The organism is Rubripirellula amarantea (assembly GCF_007859865.1).
Lineage (GTDB): Bacteria > Planctomycetota > Planctomycetia > Pirellulales > Pirellulaceae > Rubripirellula > Rubripirellula amarantea.
Window position 1 is genome coordinate 101,166 of sequence record NZ_SJPI01000004.1, and the last position, 24,905, is coordinate 126,070.

The following is a 24,905-nucleotide window of genomic DNA, read 5'->3' on the forward strand; positions in this document are numbered from 1 at the left end:
CGCGCGCGTGCAAAACACCGGTGGATCTTGCTTGTAAACTGAAAAACCGCATTGGCAGCTTATCGATGGTGGAATGCCCCCAAACCACCGACGAAAAGATGCTACCAATGCGGTTTTCGCTATTTCAAACCGGCCGGAAATTTACCGTTGGACTTAGACAAATTCTCGAAGAGATTTCTTGGCGGCAGGCAACTTCATCAGAGGTGCGAAGTCAGCATTGGATTCGTCGACTTCATCGAACAGCTCGGCCAACGTTTCACTGGACTTGCCGCTGAGTCGTTCGTAGCCAGATTGAAACTCGGCTTGTTCGTCCCATTCAAGATCGTTGCACGACGGTAGCAGCGAAGCGAGCGCAACACAGGCAGCTCCGATTTGCTTTTCGTTAAGTGACTTGCAGTCCGCTTCGAGCAAGTCGTCCAAGTGCGTGTGCATCTTGATCAACGCGACAAAGTCCTCGGGAAGGTTCCATCGCTCGGCCAACATCGCGGCTGCTTCCGCGTGATCCCAACCGAACATCTCTTTTTCAAGTCCGCTCAAGCGACGACCTTCGCTGGCACGACGTTGAACCAACCCTTCGTATTCGGCAGGCAGTTCCTTAAGCAACAAGGGAATCGCCATGTCCTGCAACAATGCTCCGGCGAACAAATCTTCTGAGTTAGAAACCGAAAGCGCTCGGCCTAATTTTCGAGCGAAGATGGCGCGGCGAAGTGAGTCTTGCCACAGAGCCTTCAAATCGAAGGGACCGAACTTTGGATTCGGGATAACGCTGAAGACGGCGTTCCAAAGTGCAAAGTTGGTAACCGCTCGCGTTCCCACCAAGGTCAACGCTTGGTTCACGCTGACGATTTCACGGCTGAACCCGAAGTAAGACGAATTGACGAACTTCAACACTTGCCCCATCAAGCCGGGGTCCGCCTCGATCGGCTTAGCAAAATCGTTGGGACCGCACTGTGAATTCTGAGACATCTGCAAGAGGCTGATGGCACTGCTGGGCAATGCCGGCAGGACTTCACTGCGAAAGACGTCTTCAAGTTGGATTTTTGTAATGGTCGTCATCGCAAGACTTATTCGTTGTTAGATAGTGAGGGGTAGCCAGGAAGGATTGCTGCAAAAGAAACCTAGCTTGATCCCGGCTCTGAAGCGGAATGGACGCCAAAGAGAAATCATTCTGTTCATCAAATCGATCTGGTGGTTTGCCGGTCGTACCGGTGGTAACGACGGAGCAGCCTTGGCCGTTTCTTCAACATATGAGGCGAAATCGCATCATGAACGTTGCTTGGCCTCCACACGGTGTCCTGGCCTTGTTCTCGTCCCCAACGCTAAACGCTTGACATCGCTGAACTTGCGTCGATTCCTCAAATAAGCGGATCACCATGTGCGTAAGTGTCTGGCATGCACTTGCCTCACATTCACCCTGCTGATCGATCACGACTGAAGCGATGGGCAACTCAACAAGCAACCATATGCACGCTCGTGTTTTTGGTTGTCAGCTTGCTTGGCGCGTACTCGCGACCACCGGGCTATGCAGAGCAGAGCCATTCGATGAGGGATCTCGAATCGTCCAACGCGCTAGCTTGGCCCTCGGAAACCGACGCTCCAGAGTTTTTGCAAACAGAGTCTCAGGACACAGACACCTTGTATCGAGAGACTCTTGTCACTGAGTCCCAAGAACCTTCGATGCGTGAGGTTGCGTCCTACGCGTATGTCCCCGAGGGATGGCGCCGAACTTCGCAGGGCTGGGAATTCGCGTCGGACTGGCATGACGAATCGCAATACCAGACTCCGGTAATGACGAAGTCGATCAATCGCTGGATCGAAGTGCAGAAGAATCGTGAACCACATTGGGTCCAAGCGACACTCGATGCCGTGCGGCGATTGCCACCTTTAACGTTCGCGATCTTGCAAGTTGCCGCCGTGGCGGTGGCAATCTCGATCACCTCAACACCCAAGCCTCAGCAAGACACCCATTCTTGATAAAACGAATGCCGAGTGCAAAATGCACTCGGCACAATTGGTTTGAGGCGTCGGTGGAACTTGAAGGCTTTGAAGGTCTCTGGACCAGGCTATTTGCTATTTAGGCAGACGAGCCGTGCGTTGCGCACCGTCTTGCAGTTGCTCGGTCATCCGCGCCCGGTATTCCATCATGCTGTTAGGCCCCTGAAATCCAACTACGGTTTCATCCCAATCCAGTTTCTTACTAATCATGCGGCCGGCATCGATATCGAAGCGAATTTCGCCGTTGCTGAGTTGCTGAATGACTTGAGCCTTGATTGAATCGCTGCCCATAGGCGTGAGCGGTTCGCTGCGAATGGAGATGGTTGCAACACCCGTCTTCACTTGCTCGAGCTTGTAAACCTCTTGAATCTTGATCGTCTTCACTTCGCCGTCATCGGTACGAGCCTTAACTTCGCGAGGCACGGTCCACGTGTCGTCGATAGCAAGTGCCTGCTCGGGGAGCGCGAGTGCAAGCGACCCCATGCCGAGCTGAGCTTTCGTACCGCCAAAGTCTTCTCGCTCTAACTCTTCGCCGCGAGTATCAATCTTGATGGTCGCCAGTTTCTGCCCAATTTGCTCAGCAACCTTTTCGAACACTTGATTGGGTTCCTCGCCACTGGCGCTATCCCAGCGGAGCTCTTCTTGGTCGCCCTGCTGCTGCGTCATTTCGACGGAATCGATGATGTGATTGAATGTGAAATCCGTCTCGTTTGCCTCGGAAACATCCCAGTGCCGTTCGCTGACCGTATGAACGTTACTAATTTCTTCTTCGCCGCGAATCCGTGTCTTGGTCTTGGCGACGTGAGTGACTTCGTAACGAATCTTTTCGCCAGCCTTAAGCTTGTAGCGAAGCTGGTACGTTTCGGGATCTGCAGCGGCGGCTGGTTTGGCAACGGCCGGTGCAATCACCAATCCAACGGCAACAAACCAACAAGCGATCTTCAAGGCACGCAATTTCACGTTCGTAGTCTCCCTACTCGACGAGGTTCCAGTTTCACGTCGGCAGGATGTCAAAATCGAGGCTTGGCGACAAGACCGAAACTGACCAATCGCAGTGTGCGCAAGCTTGGCAACGTGGCAGCCCGCCCGTATCGGACCAAGCAGGACCGCAGCCATCTATTACTTGGGAAGGACCACCGACAAGTGCGGTAAAAGCGGTGTCGATCGTCGCAGTTGTAAATTGGTCCCAGTTATGAAGTCATGACTACGAAGTGAAGACTGAGCTAGCTTCGAAAAAGAGCCAGCGAACGGCTCCCTGGATGCGAGCAGCAGTGCCAAGCTGTTCTCCCAGGCCCGGCAAAGCCATAGCACAGAACAACACCATCACAAATCCACCGAAGCCGGCTGCCGAGGTTGCCGATTGCGAAACTCCGCCACCCAAACGTCCCCACAGTGATGCACACTGAAGTTTCGGTGGAGGCGTGAGATCACGAAGTCGTCGAAGTCCTACCTGCACGGTTCCATCGGGTGCATTGAAGAACCACTGGGCGTTGACTTCGAAGCGTGTTCCGTCGTGTTCGAGTATCCACGACTGGCCGACCTTTAACTTGCCAGCCTCTTTTTTCGAAATCAGAACAGTGAAACCGTCGATCGATGTGTCTTGAACTTGGACCGTAGCGGTTTTACGTCCGACGGTGATCCGCCCGCGACTATGGGCTTCGTCCAGGGCACAGCGAAAGAAATCGTGTTCGATCATTCCGTCAGTCAAATTCTGGGTCGTCATCGTGTCGAGACTCCGCGCGTCGGGCGCTAGGAAAGCTTGGGCGATGCCAAACGTTCCCATGGGTGGGCGTAGATAAGGAAACGGCTCCCCCCGTGGAGCGTTAAAAAGTGCGATCACTAGTTTTTCATCCCAGGGAATCGCTCTCACAGGAAGCCTACCCCATCTCTGCCGATTAGGCCGGAAACTTTAGCCAATCTCTAAAGAACGAACGCCAAATGGGCATTACCACTGGCAACCCTTGACGGTGATGCCGATTGCTCCGCCAAGACCCAACAATCCCATTACAGGGGTCGTTTCGTGTCGATGGGTAAAACGGACCCGTCACCGTGCCCCCGTACGCGATTTCCTAACTGCCAATGTACCAGCCTTCAGCCCTGTCGAAACGCATGGCGGTTGTGATCGCGTTAACGTGCTTGGCAGCCATCAGCGATTTTTCAAACGGTTCAGTAGCGATTGCGCAAAACCCGCACTGGCAATCTTCCAACGGGAAACGGGCCGATGCTTATCGATCGACCGGAACTCCTTATCGCCTCGCCCTGCGTCCCGATAAGGACGTATCCGAACAAGACGACCTGTTGGGCGGCGGTGATCTAAGCGGCGATGATTTGCTTGGGGGAAACGATCTAGTCGGTGGAGATGACCTGCTCGGCAGGAATGACCTGCTAAGTGGCGGTGACTTACTCGACCAAGGTTTCGGAGGGGACGACCCGCTAAGCCAATTTTCGGCAGCCGTGCCCGAGCCGATCAAGCAGGCCCCAAGCGCGCCGGATCCTCACGAAAAATTGTGGACCGAAAACTGCTATCCCTCGGCCGAATCGTGTCGCGCGTGCCACCCTGGCCATTACGATGAGTGGCGTTCGAGCGGTCATGCTTACGCGGCAGTATCGCCAATGTTCAATCGCTTTGAACAAGCAATGACTGAATTGACACAGGGCACCGTCGGTTCGTTCTGCGTTCGATGTCACTCCCCCGTTCAAACACAACTCAAGATCCCGCGACACGCAAGCATCCTCGACGCACCGCCCGTAGTGCGTGAGGGCGTGACATGCATCGCCTGTCATCGTGTTCGCGAACACTACTGGCGCGGAAGCAACGGCGATCGGCGCATCGAACCTGGTGATATCCACGCACCCGTCGGTGGCGCAACGGGCGGCCATGGACTGGCAACCGCGCTTTCGCAATCCGAAAAACTCAAGTTGAAACCCGCAGCCGGACAAACCGGCCCCGGCCAAGACATTCACGGATCGAGCTATTTCTTTGAACCGTTGAAGAACAGCGACATCTGCGTCTCCTGTCACCAAGTCGCGGTCCATCCCGGTATTTTCCTCGAAGTGGTCCATGGCCAATATCGAAACGGGCCGGCGGCTGCCAAAGGAATCTCTTGTGCGGATTGCCACATGGGCGCCGTCCCTGGTAAGCCCGCCGGCTACGAATGCGGAACGATCGCGGAACTAAGCGGTAAGCCATATGGCGAACCCAAGAAACGGTCCTATCACGGATTTTGGGGTCCGGGATATTCAATCGCTCACCCAGGAATTTTTCCTCTTAACCACAAAGCCAAAGACTACTCACCAAGAGAGTGGTTGGAATTTGATTACGAAGCTGGCTGGGGAACCGAAGAGTTTGAACGCAACGTGCCGCCGGGGATGCATTTCCCTGCGCCTTGGGACAACACCGATGATCGTCGGGACGGACGAAAGGTTATCGACGAGAACCTAGCGAAGGCTCATGAAAAGCGATCCAACGCGGTGATGACGATGGAAGCCGGACTAAAGGTCAAAGGTCCGCACTTCATCACAAAACCACGAGCGGGCCAAGGCATGACAATCTCGTATCGAGTCGAAAACTCAAGCGAAGGGCATAATCTGCCAACGGGTTCGCTCGGGGCTCAGCCGCAATTATGGCTCAATGTCGCACTGATTGACCCAACCGGAAAACGAGTTTGGGAAAGCGGTTATCTCGACCGCAACGCTGACCTCGCCGACATGCACTCGGTCGAAGTAGCGAAGCATCGAATTCCTCGCGACAAAGACCTGTTCAACTTGCAAACTAAGTTTCTGATCAACAACGTTCGCGGGACTGATCGCGAAGCCGCCCTTCCGCTGAACTTTAGTTTGGACCAGTTGGTGTTCTTGCGACCAGGAGCCGTTCCGGTATCCGTGCTGAATCACCCTCCCTTGATTCGAATGGAAGCGCATTCCATTGCCCCGCTAGACCATCGCAATCCGAAATTTCACATTCCCGCATCAGCGATGCAACGACGAGGGACTTACCGCTTAAGTGTTCGCATGAGGAATCGCACCGAACCGATGTACTTCATGCGTCAAATTGGATGCACACCTGACATGATTCGTCGGATGAACGAAAACATGTTGGACCTTTGCACCAGCAGCCACACGTTCATGGTGAAGTGATGGCCAAGATACACAACACACTCGTAGCGTTAGCGATTGGCCTGCAGGCTGCTTCCGCGTCGGCGCAAGAAGCACCGGATACCGTTCCCATGCGATTGCCGCGCGTTGAAGCGCCGGCACCTCATCGCGTCGTGAAGAAGGTCGACGGCGGCTTTGTTCTTACCGAGCAAACCGAAACGACGACCAGCCCAACCTTCGTGCCGCAGTTCATGCCGCAGTTCATGCCGCCGTTCAGTCAGCTTGAATATCCGACTGTGCCCTTCAAGGTTGCCGGAACGGGAAACCTTGTACGCAACCCGCACTATGTTGCCCCCTCGGCTCAAAGCCATTTACCAGCGAGTTTGCCGCCAAACTCGACGTCGGATTTTTTAGCGAGGCCCGCATCGAACTCGCCAACCCAACCGATGTCGGAATCATTCTCGGACGAATCTTCTCACTACCCATTGCCGTTCAAACTAAGCCTTCCTGGCGGTCCGGTGAACGCCTGCGATACGGAATTTGCATACAACGATTTCTCTGCGACTCCGTTGCCAAACGCCGCGATGTATCACGATGGAGATCGTGAACAGTGGGTTTACGATGCCAAGCGTGCTGTCCCGACACAGCATCCGTGGATCGAATGGGGACGAATCTTCTACGGTGACGGCATCACGCCTCGCGGTCGCAATTGGTTCGGCAAGACGAACATGGTGCGACCTGAATTCTACATGTACGGTGACTTTCGATCGGGTATCGCCACCGGACGTAATGCGGCGGGGCGGACCGACAACTGGGCCAACCGGCTGAACTTGGATCTCGATTTGCGGATCACAGACACCGAACGTTTCCACGCGTTCGTGGGACCGATCGATAGCGGCGGAAGATTCACGCGTTGGGAAAGGGTGGCTGGCGATTGGCGTTTCGAAGACGAAATTGATTTCACCCCCGTGACGGGATTCTTCGAAGGCGACTTAGGTGCGATGTGGGGTGGCGTCACAGGTCAATCGTCTCCCATGGAGTTACCAATCACTCTGGGACTAGTCCCACTGCTGTTTCAAAACGGAATTTGGATGGAAGACGCAGTCACGGGTGCTGCGTTCTCGCTACCTTCGCGTCATTCGCGTTTGTTCAACTGGTCGAACTACGACGCCACTTTCTTCGCCGCCTTTGACCAAATCAATTCGACCGCGTTTGGTGCCGATGAACACGCAGCCCAGGCCTTCGGGACTGCTTGGTTTATCGAAGCTTATGGCGGGTACATCGAATCAGGTTATGCCTACCTGAATGATCGCAATAACTCCGATCGCAGCTACCACAACATCACAACCAGCTTCACGCGCCGGTACTTTGATCGAATCAGCAACAGTGTGCGTGTGATCGTCAACACGGGCCAAGAAGGGCCGAAGGCAAATCGCACGGCGGACGGAGCGTTGCTGTTGGTTGAAAATAGTTGGATCACCTCATCGCCGCTTCGAGTAGTTCCGTACGCGAACTTCTTTGTTGGTTGGGATCGCCCTCAATCCGTCGCTCGCGCGGGTGTTTCTGGGGGAATCCTTCGAAACACGGGAATCAATTTCGACACCGATGGACTTAGCGGTTTCGCGACACTCGATCCGACCGCTAGCGATACAGCCGGCGGCAGTATCGGCATCGACATCCTGGGTGACGACCTGGACCGCCAATGGCTGCTCGAGGCATCCTACCTGACCCCGCACGGCAATCTGAACCGACAAGTGCCCGATGACCAATTCGGCATCGGTTCTCGATATCAATTTCCGATATCGCACCGCAGCTTGCTACGTTTTGACGTCATGCACGGATGGCGACGAGGACTCGACGATGTATATGGGACGCGAATGGAGTATCGTTGGAAGTTCTAGTTTGAAACGATTCCGCGGAACTTAAGCAGCTCATGAGCGTTACGAAGAAAGCCAGCATCCAGCGTCGCCGCGATCAGCAACGTCCGACCGACGCGGGTTGGCGTCAAGAGCTCTACGACATCATCTTTGAAGCCGAAACGCCCTCGGGACGCTGGTTCGATATCGTACTGCTGATCGCGATCTTGCTTAGCATCGCTATCGTGTCTTTAGAAACGGTCGAAGGCTGGAGTTCCGTCAGCTTTTTGGAAGCCGGCGAATGGACACTGACGGCGTTGTTCACGCTTGAGTACCTGATGCGGTTGGCTTGCGTAAGGCACCCGCTGAAGTACGCCCGCAGCTTTTGGGGCATCATTGATTTGCTGAGCATCTTGCCATCCTATGTCGGCTTGTTCTTGGGACGCTCGTCTCGCTCGTTCGTAATCCTGCGCAGTATTCGATTGTTGCGTGTGTTTCGCGTACTGAAACTGTGGCGGATGATGGACGAGGCCGACGAATTGGGAACCGCGGTTTGGCGAGCCCGCAACAAAATCGTTGTTTTCCTAGCGGTCGTTTTGGTGGCTGTTACGATTAGCGGAACGTTGATGTTCCACATTGAATCTGTTGCGGCGGTAGAGTTTGATCCAGAAAACGTCAAAACAACTCAGTTCACTTCCATACCGCAAGCGATGTACTGGGCTATCGTGACCATGACCACGGTGGGATACGGCGATGTCGTGCCCCAGACGATCGTGGGCAAGGTTATCGCCGCTGCACTGATCTTGCTGGGGTACAGCCTGATCATCGTCCCATCGACGTTCGTCACTGCTGAAATCATGAGTCACACGACGCATGAATCAAAAATCACGTGCGAACATTGTGGCGTCGAAGACGTCCGCGAAGATGCTGCGTATTGCTACCGCTGCGGCACGAGGTTGTAAGTCGCCGTGGGTCACCAGCACCTACGCTCGCGCTGCACATGTTGGATCGTGCTGAAACCTTGAACGGATCAATCGTCACCGCGGTATTTGCGACTTGCTTTTTCGAGAACGGCAACCTCAGCATCCGTCAGCGACTCGCGACCCTGAAGGTGTATTTTTTCGAGCACTTGGTCGAGCGACAATTCTAAACGCTCAAGCTCAGGATCGAGTCGAGGCTTGGCGGCGAGTTGATCCAACAATTTCGGTTCAACTTTCGATTGAAGCTCTGCATGAGTTTCAGGTGTGTGCAGCCGGATGGTCGCCGGAGACTTCACTCGTCGACGACCAGATCGCCCCTGGCTTCCCCCAATTGATGGCTTCCAACTCTTTTGCTTTGGATTCCCAAGTTCTCCCAACCAAGGGACTCGGTCCCAATAGCGTTCCAATCGCCACCCGGCTTTGAAGTAACCAAAACCAAACACTGCGCCGCCGAGATGCGCCGCGTGAGCAACACCGCTGTGCATCGCGTCGCCGCTAAGCGTTAACAGTACCGGATGCAAATCAAAAACGAAGTACAGCAACACCAACCAACGTATCTCGATCGGAAACAGAAAGTAAATGCGAATTCGTTCATAGGGATAGTGGATGGCGTATAAGACAAGCACTCCCCAAATTGCACCCGAAGCACCGATCGCCGGGGTCATGTCGCCGGTATAAAAACCCAACGCAATAAAGGCGACGCTGGCTGCAATTGCCGAAGCAAAATAAAACAGCGCAAACTCGCGCGGCCCATACATGTTCTCGAGACGTGAACCAAACCAAAACAAAAACAGCATGTTGAAAAGCAAATGCCAAATTCCGAATCGATCATGACAGAACGCCGACGTCACCAGTCGCCATACTTGCCCCTGCATCACCTTGCGTGAATCCAGTTCAAAAGCTTCTTGCACGATCGATTGCCGAGGCATCATCGATGCTGCTTGTGCCAATGAACGGGCATCAATGTCGTCAAATCTATCTCGGCTTTCATACTGCTGTGCAATTGCATCAATACGATGCTGCATTTCGGCAGGCCCCACGGGGCGCGTCAAAAGAATTTGCAGCACGAAGACAATGATGTTCGCAACCAAAATCGTCTTACAAACCGTTGGCATATCAGCAAAGCCTGACGCTCCTTGCCCACGACCGCTCGAGTTTCGGTAGTAATCTCGGCTTTCAAGACCCATAGATTTCAGGTGTTTTGGTAGGTTGGAAAAAGGTCACACTCGATCTCACCACTGGCCTCCCTATTGGTCGTCATTGGAATATCCGAAAGAATCGGCACCTGTACGGGAACTCAGGTGCACGAAAACACGTCGGATTTGAGTTCAAAGCCTGCCATTCTATTGAAGCAAAGATGCACCAGATTAGCGTGGATAGTGGCGTCATGACAATCATTACGAAGGTTGTGACGCAGTATTGATCACACATCTCCTCCTTTTCGTCTCGGTGTTCTGTTATGAGTTTGCTGCCTCCGCGTGAAGATCAATTGCAATCGACACAGGGAAGTACAGGTCACGACGAACAAATTAAGCAGCGACGCCCCAGTACAATTGGCAAGGATTTATTTCCTATTCCGCTTGCACCCATCGAACAGTTCTTGGTGCTTGACGATCGGCCCGATTGCCCGATGACCAGCTTCATTGAACTCCATTTTGCATCGGAGTTACAACGAGACCTGTTGTCTCAGGCACTCACGCAAACCGTGCATCAACATCCGTTCTTGGCGTCGAGACTAGTCACACTCGATGGCGAGATGCATTGGAACTACGATCCCGATTTCGAACCTCAGTTGCGAGACCCGACCCTCGTTCCAATTTTGGCAACGCGAGACGCTGACCATGAACCAAGCCCACGACCAATAGACTTGCGCCGCGAACCTGGATGCCGATATTGGTACGGCGTCAACGAGGTCACGGGCAAGAGTTGCTTGACGATTCAATTGCATCATGCAGCCTGTGATGGTGTTGGTTTGCGACGAGTAATCATCGACACCTTGACTGCCTACGCCAAACTCTCAACACCGCCGGTTGAAGGCGAGGAACCTAAGAAAAAGAAAAAACGCGATCAACTCGACGCGAAGAGGCTACTCGCCCGAGCCGACTTTTCGGAAATCGATCAGAAGCCAGTGACGCATCCGATAAGCGGATGGCAGCGCATGAAGAACAACTTCTATTTCTACTTCTTGAAACCGCAACCCTTAGTCGGAACCCCAGTTGCGAGTTCATCATCTGAAAACAACGCGCCGCTTCGCCATCATATCTTTGACGTGGAAACTTCGACGAAGCTAACGGAATGTTGTCGTAAAAACGAGATTGCATTCAACGACTTGGCTTTAACTATTTTGTTTCGGGCCTGTCGCCACTGGAACGAACTCCACGGACTAACGAAAGCAAAGACTCGCATCCGTGTGCTGATGCCTATTGATTTGCGCGGGCGTTCGGACCTGCAGACTCCTGCGACCAACCGACTTAGCTTCTCGTTTCTCGGCCGCACTCATTCCCAATGCGACGATTGGGTTACTTTGCTCTCGAGCGTTCAAAAAGAAACCAACGCGATCAAGTCAAGCCGCGTCTACATGGATTTCCTTAACGGTTTGGCCACCGCGGTCAAACATCCTAAGCGATTTGCTCGAGCAATCGGTATCAATCGCAACATGACCACTAGCGTGTTGACGTATACGGGCGATATCGCTCGAGGCATGAAGAACCACTTTCCCGAAGAGGATGGTCGGCGGAAGATCGGCGACTCGTATCTCGAAAACATTCTGATCGCACCGCCTGCTCGCGAGAACACAAACATCACCATGGGACTGTGTATCAATTGGGGCCAGATCTGTATTTCAGCCAACTGGAACCGAACCGCAATCACTCGCGAAGAGTGCGGCGAGTTTTTAAAGATCTACGCCAGCGCTATGATTGAATGGCTCAATACCATGTCTCACGAATCGCTTGGCAAATCCGACATGACCGCGGATGAGTAGGTGGTAAGTTGCTGCTCATTAGGTGTTGGTGATTAGACGCTGGTCATTAGACGCTGGTCGCAGAGGCGATAACCGATCAGACGATAAGCGCTGGAGAGATGGAGAGATGGTCGTTAGGCATTGGGCGTCGCGCGAAGCTTTGACCATTGGCAATTCGATCCGTGGCGGCCAGAACGATGTTGCTCCTATCGATGGCCTAGCGCGGACCTGTTAGCCTCTGCTGCAGTTCCTTGCTTCCAATGCCACCGCCTGAAAGGCTTGATTCGTGGACGACCCGTTTTTCCTGTTGTTGCTCTTTGGCATTCCCGTCATTAGCCAAGTGGTGTCGAGTCAAATGCGGAAGCGTTTTGTCGAGCACTCTGCGGACCCAATGCCGTTAACCGGCAAGCAGGCAGCCGAGCGGATGCTGGCGGAAAACGGGATTATCGACGTCCGCGTGATCTCGACAGCGGGGCAACTGACCGATCACTACGATCCGAGCAAAAAAACGGTCAACCTTAGCGAAGTCGTCTACAACCAAAGCAATGTCGCCGCGGTGGCCGTGGCAACTCATGAATGCGGCCATGCGGTTCAAGACGCGACCGGCTATACGATGCTGACCATGCGTTCCAAGATGGTTCCATTGTTAAGGATTAGCAATTTTGCGATTCCTGTGTTGGCGTTCGGCGGAGCCGGGATATCGCAAATTGCTGGCAACCACGGCACCGCAATTCTTTGCCTCGTAGGCTTGGGAGCACCAACTATGTTCAGTTTGGTCACCTTGCCAGTGGAATTTAACGCCAGCCGTCGGGCGCTCAATTGGTTGGAAGATGCGGGGATAGCGACCGGCGAGAAGTACTCCGGGGCCCGCAAAGCGCTCTTTTGGGCGGCGATGACCTACGTTGTTGCGGCCCTCGGGGCGATCGTCCAGGCTCTTTATTTCGCGAAGATATTCCTGGGACGTGGCCGCAGGTAGGCGTTCGAAGTTGTTTTATTGAAATCCGGGGCGTTTTAGCGAAATCCGGGGTGTTTTAGTGAAATAATGACGCATCCCGCCCAGACTGCCCGTTACCAAAACGCGGGGAATTCATAGAATTTCGGTAAGCATTTTCACCGGAAAGATCGATACAACCGGTAAAGTCCCACTCGACCACGTCCAATGCATGGGTTTATCCAGATCCGTGGACGTCGGTATTTTCACCCGCACTCTCTAATTCCCCCCCTGCGCGTAATGGCCACTGGCACGTCCACGACCTCCAAAAAAGTCAATTCCGTTTCTGGCATCACTGTTCGATTGTGCGGTGACTCAGGCGACGGAATGCAATTGCTGGGTACCCAGCTTACCAACACCAGTGCGCTCGCTGGCAACGACGTCGCGACTTTCCCCGACTTCCCTGCCGAGATCCGCGCCCCTCGCGGAACTCGTGCTGGAGTGTCAGGGTTCCAGGTTCAGTTCGCCAGCGAAGAGATCTTCACCCCCGGTGACGTGCTTGACGCCTTGGTCGTGATGAATCCGGCTGCCATGGTGACGAACCTGGGAGACCTTCGAAAAGGCGGAATCCTGATCGCCAACGAGGATGGCTTCAATGATAAAGAATTCAAGCTGGCCAAAGTGGAATCCAATCCGCTCGACGCAAGCGTTATTGAAGAAACCTATCGGGTGATCAAGGTCCCGATGACCCAGTTGACCCGAGACGCAGTCGCTGAGTTTGGCCTGGGTACCAAGATCGCCGATCGTTGCAAGAACTTCTTTGCGATGGGAATGGTGTACTGGCTCTTTGGACGCTCCCTCGATCCAACCTTGCGTTTCATCGAGGCGAAGTTTGGTAAGAAACCCGAAGTGGCCGCCGCCAATGTCGCGGCTTTGCGTGCGGGATGGGCATTCGGTGAAACAACCGAAGCTTTCGGTGAGAGTTACCAAGTCGAAGCCGCCGAGTTACCACCTGGCACTTATCGCAACATCATGGGCAACCAAGCGTTGGCTTGGGGATTGATCGCCGCTTCCAAGAAAAGCGGCAAGGATATGTTTTACGGAACTTATCCGATCACACCCGCTAGTGACATCTTGCACGAATTGACCAAGTACAAGAACTGCGGCGTGCGAACGTTCCAAGCAGAGGACGAAATTGCGGCAATCTGTTCCACCATTGGCGCCGCGTTCGGTGGCAGCATGGGCGTGACGGCTTCAAGTGGTCCTGGAATCGCCTTAAAGGGCGAGGCAATGGGACTAGGCATGATGCTGGAACTGCCGATGATCATCATCAACGTGCAGCGGGGTGGACCGAGCACCGGGTTGCCCACCAAGACTGAGCAAAGCGACCTCCTGCAGGCGATGTACGGCCGCAACGGCGAAGCGCCACTGCCGATCCTTGCACCACGATCCCCTGGTGATTGCTTCGCCATTGCGGTGGAAGCTTGGCGGTTGGCGGTGGAGTGCATGTTGCCCGTCATCATTCTTTCCGACGGCTACATCGCCAATGGTAGCGAGCCTTGGAAGATCCCGACGATGGACGAGCTACCCGAGATCAAGATCAAGCATCCCGAAGGCACGCAGGGTGACGAACCGTTCATGCCATACGCACGCGATGAAAACTTGGCTCGTCCATGGGCAATCCCTGGAACGCCTGGCTTAATGCATCGCGTCGGCGGTTTGGAAAAGGAAGATGTCACCGGCAACGTCAGCTATGACCCGGCGAACCACCAACACATGACCGACACTCGCGCAGCCAAGGTTGCGAAGATTGCCGAGCGAGTTCCCGAACAAGATATCTTTGGTGAACCCGAGGGCGATGTTCTTGTCGTTTCATGGGGCGGCACCTACGGTTCGTGTCACACCGCGGTGGCCAACCTGCGAGCCGATGGCAACAAGGTTAGCCATATTCACTTGCGTTACCTCAATCCCATGCCATCGAACATCGGCACTTTGCTTAAGTCGTTCAAGAAGGTGGTGGTCCCTGAATTGAACAAGGGGCAACTTCGCATGCTGCTTCGCAGTGAGTATCTGGTCGATTGCATTGGCATCAACAAAGTGCAAGGCAAACCGTTCTCGGTGACTGAACTTGTCGAACAGATTGGCGAGCAATTGCCGGCGTCCAACAACGTTCGCAACAAAGCCGGCTAAGAAGATTAGCTGCGGTGAAAATCGCAGCGATGGTTACTCTTTCGCCTTTTGGCTATTGGGCTGGTATCCACCTGCCTCTATTGAATCCTTCCGAAAACCTGCAATTTAGATACCTATATTCTCATGTCGCTTCCTGTACTCAAAGCTGCCGACTTCGCTTCCGACCAAGATGTTCGATGGTGCCCTGGATGTGGAGACTACTCCATCTTGGCTCAGATGAAGAAGGTCTTGCCGGAACTCGGCGTGCCTCGCGAAAAGATCGTGTTCGTTAGCGGCATCGGTTGCAGCAGCCGCTTTCCGTACTACATGAACACGTATGGAATGCATAGCATCCATGGACGTGCCCCCGGGTTTGCCACGGGCCTGAAATCCACACGTCCCGATTTGATGGTTTGGGTCATTACCGGTGACGGAGACGCGTTGTCGATCGGTGGCAACCACTTCATCCATGTGCTGCGACGAAACCTGGACGTTAACATCGTCCTGTTCAATAACCGCATCTATGGCTTGACCAAAGGTCAGTACAGCCCCACCAGCACCGAAGGGCAGATCACCAAGAGCACGCCCATGGGTTCGATCGACCACCCGCTAAGCCCGTTGTCAGTAGCCCTTGCTGCCGAAGCAACGTTCGTTGCACGAAGCGTTGATGCCCACGTCAAGCACCTCGGCGAAATGCTCACTCGTGCTGCTGCTCACAAGGGAACGTCGTTGCTTGAGGTCTACCAAAACTGCAACGTGTTCAACGATGGCGCGATGGCCTACGCGCAAGAAAAGAAACAACGTGACGACAACGTGATCGAACTCGAACACGGCAAGCCGCTTGTCTTCGCCAAAGGCACCAAGGGCGTTCGCTTGGTTGGCAGTGGCCTCGAAGTTGTCAACACAGCCGACGTTGCCGTTGATGATTTGTTGATTCACGATGAAAAGGCTCACAACCCGTCCATCCAGATGATGCTTGCTCGAATGTCATACCCCGAGATGCCCGAGCCGATCGGCGTGCTTCGATGCGTCGAAGGCGTCCCGACGTACGACGATCAAATCAACGCTCAGGTTGACCTCGCGAGAGAAAAGCGTGGCGAAGGCGATCTTGATAAACTATTTACCTCGGGTGACACCTGGGTCGTCAGCTAATGGGTCGTCAGCTAATGGGTCGTCAGCTAAAGGGTCGCTAGATAAGACACTCATTGCGAAGACTACCAAACGCAGATTGAAATGGTGAACCTGCGATAGCGACTCAAGGCAAACCAAATGCGGCAACTCAAACGCGGCAACTCAACACCTGCGTCTGATGCACGATCAATAACACCGAACTTCACGATTCACATCTTCAAAGGAATTGACCATGCCACGTGGAAAGTTTTACAGCGACGCAACGAAGGCCATCGGCGATACCCCGATGATCCAAATTAATCGTTTGGTGCCATCGGGCGGCGCGACTGTGTTCGCGAAGTGCGAGTTCTTTCAGCCACTCAACAGCGTGAAAGATCGTATCGGTGTGGCCATGATCGAAGCGGGCGAACGCGACGGCAAGATCACCAAAGGCACCCACATCGTTGAACCTACCAGCGGCAATACTGGAATTGCGCTCGCATTTGTTTGCGCAGCGAAGGGTTACAAGCTCACCCTGACGATGCCCGAATCCATGTCGGTTGAACGCCGAGCACTGCTACGTGCGATGGGTGCCGAACTTGTGCTCACGCCCGCAGGCGAAGGCATGAAGGGAGCCATCAATACAGCCGCTGAAATCGTTGCGAAGGATTCCAGTGCCTTCATGCCGCAGCAGTTTGAAAACCCAGCCAACCCTGCGATCCACGAATCAACCACCGGTCCTGAAATTTGGGCCGACAGCGGCAATGACATCGACGCGATCGTTGCCGGCGTAGGAACCGGCGGAACGATCACGGGTGTTTCGCGGTTCCTGAAGTCCAAGAACCCAAACTTCAAAGCCTTTGCTGTTGAACCCAAACATTCACCTGTGATCAGCGGCGGAGACCCAGGCAAGCACCGCATTCAAGGCATTGGAGCTGGGTTCATCCCCAAGAACCTTGACACTTCGATCATCGACGACGTCGTACAAGTCGACGACGAGGACGCGTTTGAATGGGGTCGACGATTGGCCAAGGAAGAAGGAATTGTTGGCGGCATTAGCAGCGGTGCAAACATGTGGGCAGCCGCCCAAGTTGCTGCTCGGCCCGACATGAAGGGTAAACGGATCGTCACGATCATGTGCAGCCTAGGCGAGCGTTATCTGAGCACGCCGTTGTTCGGCGACCTAGGTCTCTAGGCCGCTTTCGAACCAATGATTATCCGATGGCCGGGCGAGCGGAAATCCGCTGCGTTTGGCCGATGAGCCTCGCTCGAGAAGCGTGAAGCACGCGCGAAAGCAACCTGCCCGGCCGGTTATCGTTTCATCAACTCGCCAATCAGCGTGTCCGTATCAGGGTCTATTTCTAAACCGAGCAACTTGTTCTTCAAGCCGTTTCGTACCGCGTCAGCCTTAGCGTATTCCTGCTGGTCGTCATAAAGGGAAGCGAGTGTTTCAAGAAGCGGTTCATAGTTCGCCATCACCGTTCGCGCCGCTTCCAATTCCGTTATCGCTTCTTCTACGCGACCGAGCTTGGCCAGCACTTGCCCCCGAGTTTCGCGATACATCAAATTCTGCGGTGCTAGTTCAATCAGACGGTCGGCATGGGCGAGCGCTCGCTCAAGCTCCGGAGGCTCAGCATTCGCTAGGTAAGAAGCCAGATTGTTTAGAATTTCTGGTCGCTCGAGTTCAACTTCGTTTTCGAGTACGTCTTCGAGAAGCTCGATGGCGTCACCGACCTTTCCTTGTGAATGCATGTGAGCCGCTCGAATTAGCTCAACGGTGCCACCGGACGAATGAGTGATGATCGCATCTTTTACCCACCGCTTCAACTCGCTAGCCTGTACCCAGTCGCCAAGACTCAGTTCGTAAACGTTACTCCAGATCAGTAGCGAACCAGGCTCTTGATCAAACATCGTTCGTAACGAAGTGGCAACCCGCGGGTCCTCTGGATTGACACGATGCCAATGGCGAATTTGAGCGAGCTTGATGTTCGTTCTTGTCGTGGAAATTGTAGGACCGCCCTCCAATTCCAGTGCATCCAGCGCCGCCAACGCTTCATCGTAACGTTCCAGCAGGGTATAGGCCTGGGCTAGCCCGATGGTCGCTGATTCGTTCGATTTCGAATCACTGAGTTGTTGCCGGTAATGCTGCACGGCCTGATTGCCGACCTCCACGGCCTCATCGGATTGACCGTCTAGCAACAGCGTTCGCGCGAACGTCAGTAGCAAGCCCGGCTGGTCGTGAACCGCAGGTCGTAGTCGCTCGATCGCCGCTGCCAAATCCTTGCGTGCCAGGTGCATCAGCCCTAGAACAGCTTGAGCGGACTCATCACCGGCATCGGCGACGATCGTCAGGTTCTCAATTAAGATTCGTTGCTGCTGGACCGTTCCCGATTGGTAGCCCTCGTCCAACATCCGATCGACAAGATAGCGCTGCGCAGGCAAGTACGGAGGCCGACCCATCGCTAGACGTCGGATGGACGCCAAGGAGTTTTGAACATCTCTTTCTGGCGTTGAGTCATTTTCAATCAGAGCGAGTGCTGACTCAAACAACTTTTCTCGACGATCAACCTGTGGTTCAACCACGTCGGCCGTGGTGGAAACGTCGTCAGTGACACGTTCACCACAGCCAGTCGCGAGAACAAGCAATAGTGGAAAAAGAACAATCCTGGCGTGAAATTTCATCCCGTCATTCTACAAGGCCAGTCGTTGGTGATTCTGGTGTTTTGGCACCAGAAAATTTCTTGGCGAGCAATCGAGATAAAATCCGTTGCGCAGAGGCCAAAGAGGTCTTGTCGTCGACAGCTTCGGTTCTATAATCTGCGACTTACCTGACCAATCAGCGGCTGTAGCTCAGTTGGTAGAGCATCACGTTGCCAACGTGATTGTCGTCGGTTCGAATCCGATCAGCCGCTCTTTCTAGTCTTTTGGCCACCACGGCACCTTTGCTCTGGATCCCTCGTGCCTGAACCCGTCGTGCCCGAACTCGTGGCGCCAACCAACCGCCGCGGAAAGCACGCCAATCTTGGCCCTATCGCCGTTCACCTTCCCGAACGGATCGAGTCCAACGACGAATTGCAAAAGCAGTTCCCTCGTTGGGATCTGAGTCTGATCGAAGAGAAGACCGGAATTTCTCAACGTCACATTGCTAAGCCAGACGAGACGGCAAGTGACTTGGCCGTGAAGGCGGCTGAAAAGTTGTTCGCCGAATCAGACATCGATCGCGACAGCATCGACTTCTTGCTGTTGTGCACGCAAACACCTGATTACCCACTGCCGACAACAAGCTGCCTGATTCAAGATCGGTTGGGACTTTCCACTCGATGCGGTGCTTTGGATTTCAATCTGGGTTGCAGCGGTTTTGTTTACGGACTTGCTGTGGCCGATGGCTTAATCCAAAGCGGGGTGGCGAAGAACGTGCTGTTGCTCACGGCGGAAACGTACAGCAAGTACATTGACGATGACGATCGCAGCTTACGAACCATCTTTGGCGACGGGGCGGCCGCGACACTCATAACGGCCGGTGACGAACCAACTTTGTGGGGCTTCCAATTTGGCAGCGATGGCAGCGGCGGCGACATGCTTGTCGTCGGCGATGGAGGAGCCAGACCGGCGACCGACGCAATCCAACCTCGCCATCGAAAGCGATGGAAGAGCCGTTTGTACATGGATGGCCCCAGCTTGATCAACTTCACCGTGGAAGCAATTCCTCGCCTGGTCGACGAAATTCTGGAAACCAATGGACTAACCGACGCCGAGATCGACAAGTATCTGATGCACCAGGCCACCTGGAAAATGCTGGATCAGCTTCGAACGCGGATGGGCGTGGCAGAAGACCGGCTGCCAATTGACATGGCCGATATCGGCAATACCGTCTCTTGCACGCTGCCAATCTTGATCCAAAGATTGCGAAGTCGCGGCGAATTGGCGGACGGAACGACGCAAATGCTGGTGGGATTTGGCGTTGGGTTGTCTTGGGCGGGATGCCTCTGGAAGGTTTGACGCAATGGGGCGGCTAGGCCTCGATCAAATTTTTAGTAGCGTCACAAGGCTCTCAATCACCTATACTCAAGGAATCGTGATTGAACTTCCGTCCCCCCTCTTTTTGTCGGAGCCACCTAGCCATGAACAATAATCTCACCGGTCGATTGCTCATCGCTTCTCCACATCTGAGTGACGGAAATTTTTTACGTAGCGTAATTTTTATGATCCGGCACGACGTCGAAGGCGCCTTCGGGTTGACCATCAACCGTCCAACCTCGCGTCGCTTCCGAGACCTAGTCGATTCAAGTTCCGTTGACGGAAAGCCTCGCGAAGACGATTTCATCTTCCGCGGGGGCCCGGTCGATGGCCCGCTTCTTGCCCTACACGATCTTGCTGGTGTGGGCGAACCATGTGGTCCGTATGACCCGTCGCATGAACCGACTTCCCAAAACAACGCGATGCATGGATCTAAGTTCACGGTGCTGCCTTCGCCCTCGGATGCTTGGGGTGCGATGTCGATTGAACTAGGCAATCCACCCGCTTGGATCACCGGCGACGATGACCACTTGCGAATTTTGCTTCGTCGCAGCGACGCGCGAGTCCGTTATGTGGCTCACTACGCGGGGTGGGGACCGGGCCAACTTGACGAAGAACTTAGAGTCGGCGGCTGGCTTGCCGGCGATGCCGATCCCGATTTGATCTTCGGAAACGCGGATGATGTTTGGGAGAAAGCCGTTAAGCAATGCGGGCAGCAAGTGCTGAGTGAAATTGCACCAGGCGTTGCCTTTGGTGACCCTAGTTTGAACTAACACTTTTCGAATAATTCGCTAGACTTGACGTTTGATTTTTGATCATCGTCGTTGGTTGTTCCGCATCAAAGGCTGGAATGACACTCTCTTTTTTCTAGCAAGGTGTATCGATGCGAAGGTTCGTGATTGGTGACATTCACGGATGCGATAAAGCGCTGCGAACAATCATCGATACGATCGCTCCCAATCCCTCCGACGAAATCATCTTTCTTGGCGACTACATCGATCGTGGCCCCAATTCCAAAGGGGTGATTGAACAGCTACTGAAGCTCACGAGCGAATGCCAAGTGATCACGTTGCGTGGCAATCATGAAATCATGCTTCAAGGCGTGGCCCTGCATGGTCTCGACGAACAATTGTGGTTAGCCAACGGAGGTCGGGCGACGCTTACCAGCTACGGTGGAAAAATTGCCAAGATCCCTGATTCGCATATGGATTTTTTTCATGGCTTGCGAGCGTATCATGAAACTGGCGAATCCATCTTCGTGCATGCTGGGTATGATCACTCGCTCGAAATGCATCGACAACCCGAGATGAACACCTATTGGATGCACCTAGCATTCCCGTTTCCGCCGCCTCACGTCAGCGGAAAACGAGTGTATGTGGGTCACTCGCCACAAGGTTCTGGCGACATCCTTGATTTGGGTCACCTAGTTTGCCTGGACACTTATTGCTTCGGTGGGGGATATCTAACCGCGTTCAACCTCGACACTCTTGACTGCATTCAAGCGGACCGGCACGGGCACTTGCGAAGAGCGCCGTTTGCAATCGTCGGGGATGGCATCAAGCGGCTGGCGTCTCGCCTTGGAGCAACGTATCGGAAATTCAGCAAAGACAAGACGGAACCAGACGACGATCCGACGCCTGATGCTAAGGAAAGCTAGTCAAAGTTACTCGGCGAGCAATATCTCGATTGTGTCTCTCATTTGCTGTTCACCCGGTGTGCCGTTCCAGTTCAACTCACCTTGCCACCATCGCCGCAAAAAGCCTTCCTTGTCGATCAAATAAACCGTCGGCCACATCGTATTGTGCCAGGCTTTCCAGTTCGAACTCTCCGCATCCAGCATGGTAGGAAATTCAAACCCATCGTTCTTCACCGCTGCGGAAACCTTTTCTAGTCGTCGTTCCGCCGGAGTCTCCGGCGTCTGAATCCCGATCACGACCAAACCGTCATCTTCGTAATCTTTGTGCCATGCTTTGTAGTGCGGAAAATTGCGTTGACAGTTGATGCATTGAAACGCGTAAAAATGAACAGCCACGACTTTGCCCCTTAATTCGGACAAGGTCAACGGTCCCCCCTGTATCCAGGTCACACCATCGTCTTCAAGTTCTGGTGCTAGAGGGTACATTCGCTTGATCTTGCCAAAGTCAAAAGGTTTACCCGTTAGCTTACTTAGCATCGCTCGTTGGTTCTCATTGAGCGTCGCCACCATGTGAGTTCGCTCTTCTTTCTGCAACGCCTCGACACGCTTGCCTGCGGCACGGTTGTCAATCTTGCCATCGAACACCTCTTTCTGAACAGCAGCCGCTTCCGTTTCCGTTTTCGCAGCCGCTTCGTTGAAACGACTCAGTTGGTCGTCGCTGATGTCCAACTCGTCGACGACATCCTGGCGAAGCACCATCCGAGTTCCCAAGGCCTGACGTTCGAGTTGCCGTAATCGGTTTGACTGTTGTGGAGTCAACGTATCAGCCAACCGCGATCTCAATGCGTCAGTAAGTTCGTTAATGACTCGCGTTTGCTCAGCGGGCTGCAAGTTCCGTGCACGAAACCACGGACCATCAATTTCGGGCAACTGGCCAAGCACCGTTCCAACCTGATCCGACGACAACGACAATTCTTCGTGTATCGCGGTATCGCGAATCATTTGAAGCAGCACAGGCTGCAATTGGACCTTGTCGACAGCCAAGGCGTCCGAACAGCTAACAACGCTAAAGAGAAGGCAAGTAAGACTGCCCAGTATGCTTCGAGGCATTCAATTCCACCCTTCATCGAAAGTTTTATCGGAGATCACGCTCGTGGACTGGGATGACCGATTGGGATGGCTATCCGCCAAGATCGCAAGTCACCCAAGATTTCGAGTTCCCAACCACGGCGTATCAGGAACCAAGCTCACTTAATTTAGTGTATCCGATCTCATTGGCCTCGCGATTTCACTACAATCGAAGCACTCAATTAACCTGATCTATCACCAAACATTCATCATCAAGAACCGAAACGAAGAACATGAAAATTGCTATTCTTACCAGCATCTTATTTCTCGGCATCGTGATTGGCATGGCTCCACTTCCTGCATTGGCACAAGATGAATCTGAGCGTGTGCTCCGTCACGCCGTATTCTTCAAGTTCAAAGAAACTTCCAGCGAAAAAGATATTCAATCAGTCGTCGATGCGTTCGTTGCTCTACCGACCAAGATTGATTCGATTGTTAATTTCCAATGGGGAACAAACAACAGTCCCGAAGGTCTCGATGATGGATTCACTCACGCGTTCCTGCTAACGTTCAACGACGAAAGCGGACGAGAAGAATACCTCCCTCATCCAGCGCACAAAGAATTCGGCAACGTCCTTCGCCCTCACATGGCCGACGTTTTTGTCGTCGATTACTGGGGAAGCAAGTCAACCGAGGACCTTCAAGGCGAGATCAAGCACGCCGTGTTCTTCAAGTTCAAAGACGACGCATCGAGCGAAGCCGTGAAGAACGTCGAAGATGCCTTTGCGGCGTTGCCGTCAAAGATCGATACGATCAAGGCATTTGAGTGGGGAACGAACAATAGCCCGGAAACTCATGACGATGGATTCACCCATTGCTTCATGGTTACGTTTGCCGACGACGACGGTCGCAAAGTCTACCTGCCTCACCCCGATCACCAAGCGTTCGTGAAGGTACTCGGCCCTGTACTCGACAAGGTCCGCGTCATTGACTTTCAAGTAACGCCTAAGTAATTCGTCGTCGATCCATGAATGCACTCTCGATCCATGAATGCACTCTCGGGCCTTGAATGCACTCTCGTGCAGTATCCCGTCGAGAATGGATCAAATCGCGTTCTAGCGAGGATACGGCAGGCCCTGCATTGCCTGAAGGATTCGTTCGCTGACACCAAGATTGTGCAACTCAATGATCTCTGCAACGCTGACTTCGTGATCCATACCGCGATGTTGGAGTTGTTGAACAATGATGTTCTCGCTCAATCCGCTGTGCAACATTCCCAGCACATCTTGCGTCCCCATCGGTTGTGGACCGTGGGGAACGGCCACGTGAGGAACAACGACCGAAGGACTGTAAATCGGTTGGGGATAGACCGGTTGCGGGTAAACGGGTTGTGGCCCGTAGTAAGGTTTGTATTCGCGATAGATGTGATGATCGGAATGATGTCCGCTGTGGTAGCGATGGTTGTGTTCAATTCGCTGGTCTTTGGCATCGCCAATGGCACCACCGGCAACTGCACCAACGGCACCACCGATCAAGGCTCCCGCCGTTTCATTGTTCCCTTTGTCTCCGATCGCGACGCCAATGGCAGCACCTGCGAGACCGCCCAGTAGAGCTCCGCGACGACGATGAGTGCGATTTTGAGCGTCGGCGCTCTGCGCAACCATTGCGAACAACAGAACTAAAACGGTGATACGAATTTTCATGGCGTGGATTACTTTGGCAATCGAGTGAACAACCGTGAGTGACTACTCAGGCTGTGCCACCGTGTTAACGGGAGTAGTGGTTTCGCGAATTAGAATGCTCGGTCCGTAGACCTTCTCCATTCGCTCAGGCGAAAGAAGGTTCTCTTGCATGACGGATGGAGTATTCACCCGTTGCGTCGGAGTCGACTGGGTGGCACGCTGACTCGGCGTGTTGTAACGCGAGGTCGTTCGGCGGCCAAATGGGTTACGTGCTTCAGTGACAGTCGCAAATCCAGCGACCAAAATCAGACCGATGAATAGTCGTTTCTTCATCTCTCTTCCTTGGATCAGGGGTTAGGTTACCGCCCTAACTCTTACACGCATTTCACCGCCAAGACGCTTCT

General features: G+C 53.7%; 20 protein-coding genes, 1 tRNA gene and 2 pseudogenes. 15 read left to right on the forward strand and 8 right to left on the reverse strand.

Annotated elements, in window-relative coordinates:
• Positions 1-153: 153 nt before the first annotated feature.
• Positions 154-1,056, reverse strand: a complete 903-nt coding sequence (locus Pla22_RS24265; RefSeq protein ID WP_146517491.1) for an HDOD domain-containing protein — start codon at positions 1,054-1,056, stop codon at positions 154-156.
• Between the two features lie 336 nt (positions 1,057-1,392).
• Between Pla22_RS24265 and Pla22_RS24270 the strand changes: the two genes are divergently transcribed.
• Complete coding sequence (locus Pla22_RS24270; protein ID WP_146517492.1) at positions 1,393-1,974, forward strand: hypothetical protein; 582 nt, start codon at positions 1,393-1,395, stop codon at positions 1,972-1,974.
• Positions 1,975-2,070: 96 nt separating this feature from the next.
• Here Pla22_RS24270 and Pla22_RS24275 read toward each other — a convergent pair whose 3' ends face one another.
• Both Pla22_RS24275 and Pla22_RS24280 read right to left on the reverse strand, forming a co-directional pair.
• Positions 2,071-2,955 carry a hypothetical protein gene (locus tag Pla22_RS24275; RefSeq protein ID WP_146517493.1) on the reverse strand — a complete coding sequence of 295 codons (885 nt, stop codon included), beginning with the start codon at positions 2,953-2,955 and terminating at the stop codon, positions 2,071-2,073.
• A 244-nt stretch (positions 2,956-3,199) separates the two neighbouring features.
• Complete coding sequence (locus Pla22_RS24280) at positions 3,200-3,718, reverse strand: hypothetical protein (RefSeq protein ID WP_165440818.1); 519 nt, start codon at positions 3,716-3,718, stop codon at positions 3,200-3,202.
• Between the two features lie 356 nt (positions 3,719-4,074).
• Between Pla22_RS24280 and Pla22_RS24285 the strand changes: the two genes are divergently transcribed.
• The 3 genes from Pla22_RS24285 to Pla22_RS24295 are packed head-to-tail and all read left to right on the forward strand — an operon-like array spanning position 4,075 to position 8,908.
• Positions 4,075-6,132 (forward strand): multiheme c-type cytochrome, encoded by a 2,058-nt coding sequence (locus Pla22_RS24285; RefSeq protein WP_242632310.1) that lies wholly within the window; start codon positions 4,075-4,077, stop codon positions 6,130-6,132.
• Entirely contained in the window at positions 6,132-7,991 is a 1,860-nt protein-coding gene (locus Pla22_RS24290) for a hypothetical protein (protein WP_242632311.1), read from the forward strand. Before Pla22_RS24285 ends, Pla22_RS24290 begins: the two co-directional genes overlap by 1 nt.
• Before the next feature lie 32 nt (positions 7,992-8,023).
• Complete coding sequence (locus Pla22_RS24295) at positions 8,024-8,908, forward strand: ion transporter (RefSeq protein ID WP_146517495.1); 885 nt, start codon at positions 8,024-8,026, stop codon at positions 8,906-8,908.
• Positions 8,909-8,976: 68 nt separating this feature from the next.
• Here Pla22_RS24295 and Pla22_RS24300 read toward each other — a convergent pair whose 3' ends face one another.
• A complete protein-coding gene (locus Pla22_RS24300; protein ID WP_146517496.1) occupies positions 8,977-10,113 on the reverse strand; it encodes a rhomboid family protein in 1,137 nt (378 codons plus the stop codon).
• Between the two features lie 272 nt (positions 10,114-10,385).
• On the opposite strand from Pla22_RS24300, the gene Pla22_RS24305 reads away from it, so the two are divergent.
• From Pla22_RS24305 to cysK, 5 genes are all read left to right on the forward strand, one after another.
• Positions 10,386-11,909 carry a hypothetical protein gene (locus Pla22_RS24305; protein WP_146517497.1) on the forward strand — a complete coding sequence of 508 codons (1,524 nt, stop codon included), beginning with the start codon at positions 10,386-10,388 and terminating at the stop codon, positions 11,907-11,909.
• A 265-nt stretch (positions 11,910-12,174) separates the two neighbouring features.
• Entirely contained in the window at positions 12,175-12,864 is a 690-nt protein-coding gene (locus Pla22_RS24310) for a zinc metallopeptidase (protein ID WP_146517498.1), read from the forward strand.
• Positions 12,865-13,119: 255 nt separating this feature from the next.
• Positions 13,120-15,009, forward strand: a complete 1,890-nt coding sequence (locus Pla22_RS24315) for a 2-oxoacid:acceptor oxidoreductase subunit alpha (RefSeq protein ID WP_146517499.1) — start codon at positions 13,120-13,122, stop codon at positions 15,007-15,009.
• 123 nt (positions 15,010-15,132) lie between these two features.
• Complete coding sequence (locus Pla22_RS24320; RefSeq protein WP_146517500.1) at positions 15,133-16,140, forward strand: 2-oxoacid:ferredoxin oxidoreductase subunit beta; 1,008 nt, start codon at positions 15,133-15,135, stop codon at positions 16,138-16,140.
• Between the two features lie 211 nt (positions 16,141-16,351).
• Entirely contained in the window at positions 16,352-17,293 is a 942-nt protein-coding gene (gene cysK, locus Pla22_RS24325; RefSeq protein WP_146517501.1) for a cysteine synthase A, read from the forward strand.
• A gap of 116 nt (positions 17,294-17,409) precedes the next feature.
• Here the strand turns inward: cysK and Pla22_RS24330 are convergent, their stop codons facing one another.
• Complete coding sequence (locus Pla22_RS24330) at positions 17,410-18,780, reverse strand: tetratricopeptide repeat protein (protein ID WP_146517502.1); 1,371 nt, start codon at positions 18,778-18,780, stop codon at positions 17,410-17,412.
• A 157-nt stretch (positions 18,781-18,937) separates the two neighbouring features.
• On the opposite strand from Pla22_RS24330, the gene Pla22_RS24335 reads away from it, so the two are divergent.
• The 4 genes from Pla22_RS24335 (at position 18,938) to Pla22_RS24350 (ending at position 21,772) form a co-directional block, all read left to right on the forward strand.
• Positions 18,938-19,010 (forward strand) — tRNA-Gly (locus Pla22_RS24335).
• A 46-nt stretch (positions 19,011-19,056) separates the two neighbouring features.
• Positions 19,057-20,097, forward strand: coding sequence for a ketoacyl-ACP synthase III (locus Pla22_RS24340; protein WP_146517503.1), 1,041 nt, complete (start codon positions 19,057-19,059; stop codon positions 20,095-20,097).
• Positions 20,098-20,219: 122 nt separating this feature from the next.
• A complete protein-coding gene (locus Pla22_RS24345; RefSeq protein ID WP_146517504.1) occupies positions 20,220-20,888 on the forward strand; it encodes a YqgE/AlgH family protein in 669 nt (222 codons plus the stop codon).
• A gap of 110 nt (positions 20,889-20,998) precedes the next feature.
• Positions 20,999-21,772, forward strand: a complete 774-nt coding sequence (locus tag Pla22_RS24350) for a metallophosphoesterase family protein (RefSeq protein ID WP_146517505.1) — start codon at positions 20,999-21,001, stop codon at positions 21,770-21,772.
• 6 nt (positions 21,773-21,778) lie between these two features.
• On the opposite strand, the gene Pla22_RS24355 is transcribed toward Pla22_RS24350, so the two are convergent.
• Positions 21,779-22,861: a redoxin domain-containing protein gene (locus tag Pla22_RS24355; protein ID WP_146517506.1), complete on the reverse strand. Its 1,083-nt coding sequence runs from the start codon at positions 22,859-22,861 to the stop codon at positions 21,779-21,781.
• 251 nt (positions 22,862-23,112) lie between these two features.
• Between Pla22_RS24355 and Pla22_RS25810 the strand changes: the two genes are divergently transcribed.
• Together Pla22_RS25810 and Pla22_RS26030 are read left to right on the forward strand one after the other, a co-directional pair.
• Positions 23,113-23,832 (forward strand): Dabb family protein, encoded by a 720-nt coding sequence (locus Pla22_RS25810; protein ID WP_242632313.1) that lies wholly within the window; start codon positions 23,113-23,115, stop codon positions 23,830-23,832.
• Positions 23,833-23,865: 33 nt separating this feature from the next.
• Positions 23,866-24,072, forward strand: a pseudogene (locus Pla22_RS26030) (hypothetical protein); the annotation flags it as partial.
• 234 nt (positions 24,073-24,306) lie between these two features.
• Here Pla22_RS26030 and Pla22_RS26035 read toward each other — a convergent pair.
• Positions 24,307-24,522, reverse strand: a pseudogene (locus tag Pla22_RS26035) (glycine zipper 2TM domain-containing protein); the annotation flags it as partial.
• Positions 24,523-24,564: 42 nt separating this feature from the next.
• Complete coding sequence (locus Pla22_RS24370; protein ID WP_146517508.1) at positions 24,565-24,834, reverse strand: hypothetical protein; 270 nt, start codon at positions 24,832-24,834, stop codon at positions 24,565-24,567.
• Between the last annotated feature and the right edge of the window lie 71 nt (positions 24,835-24,905).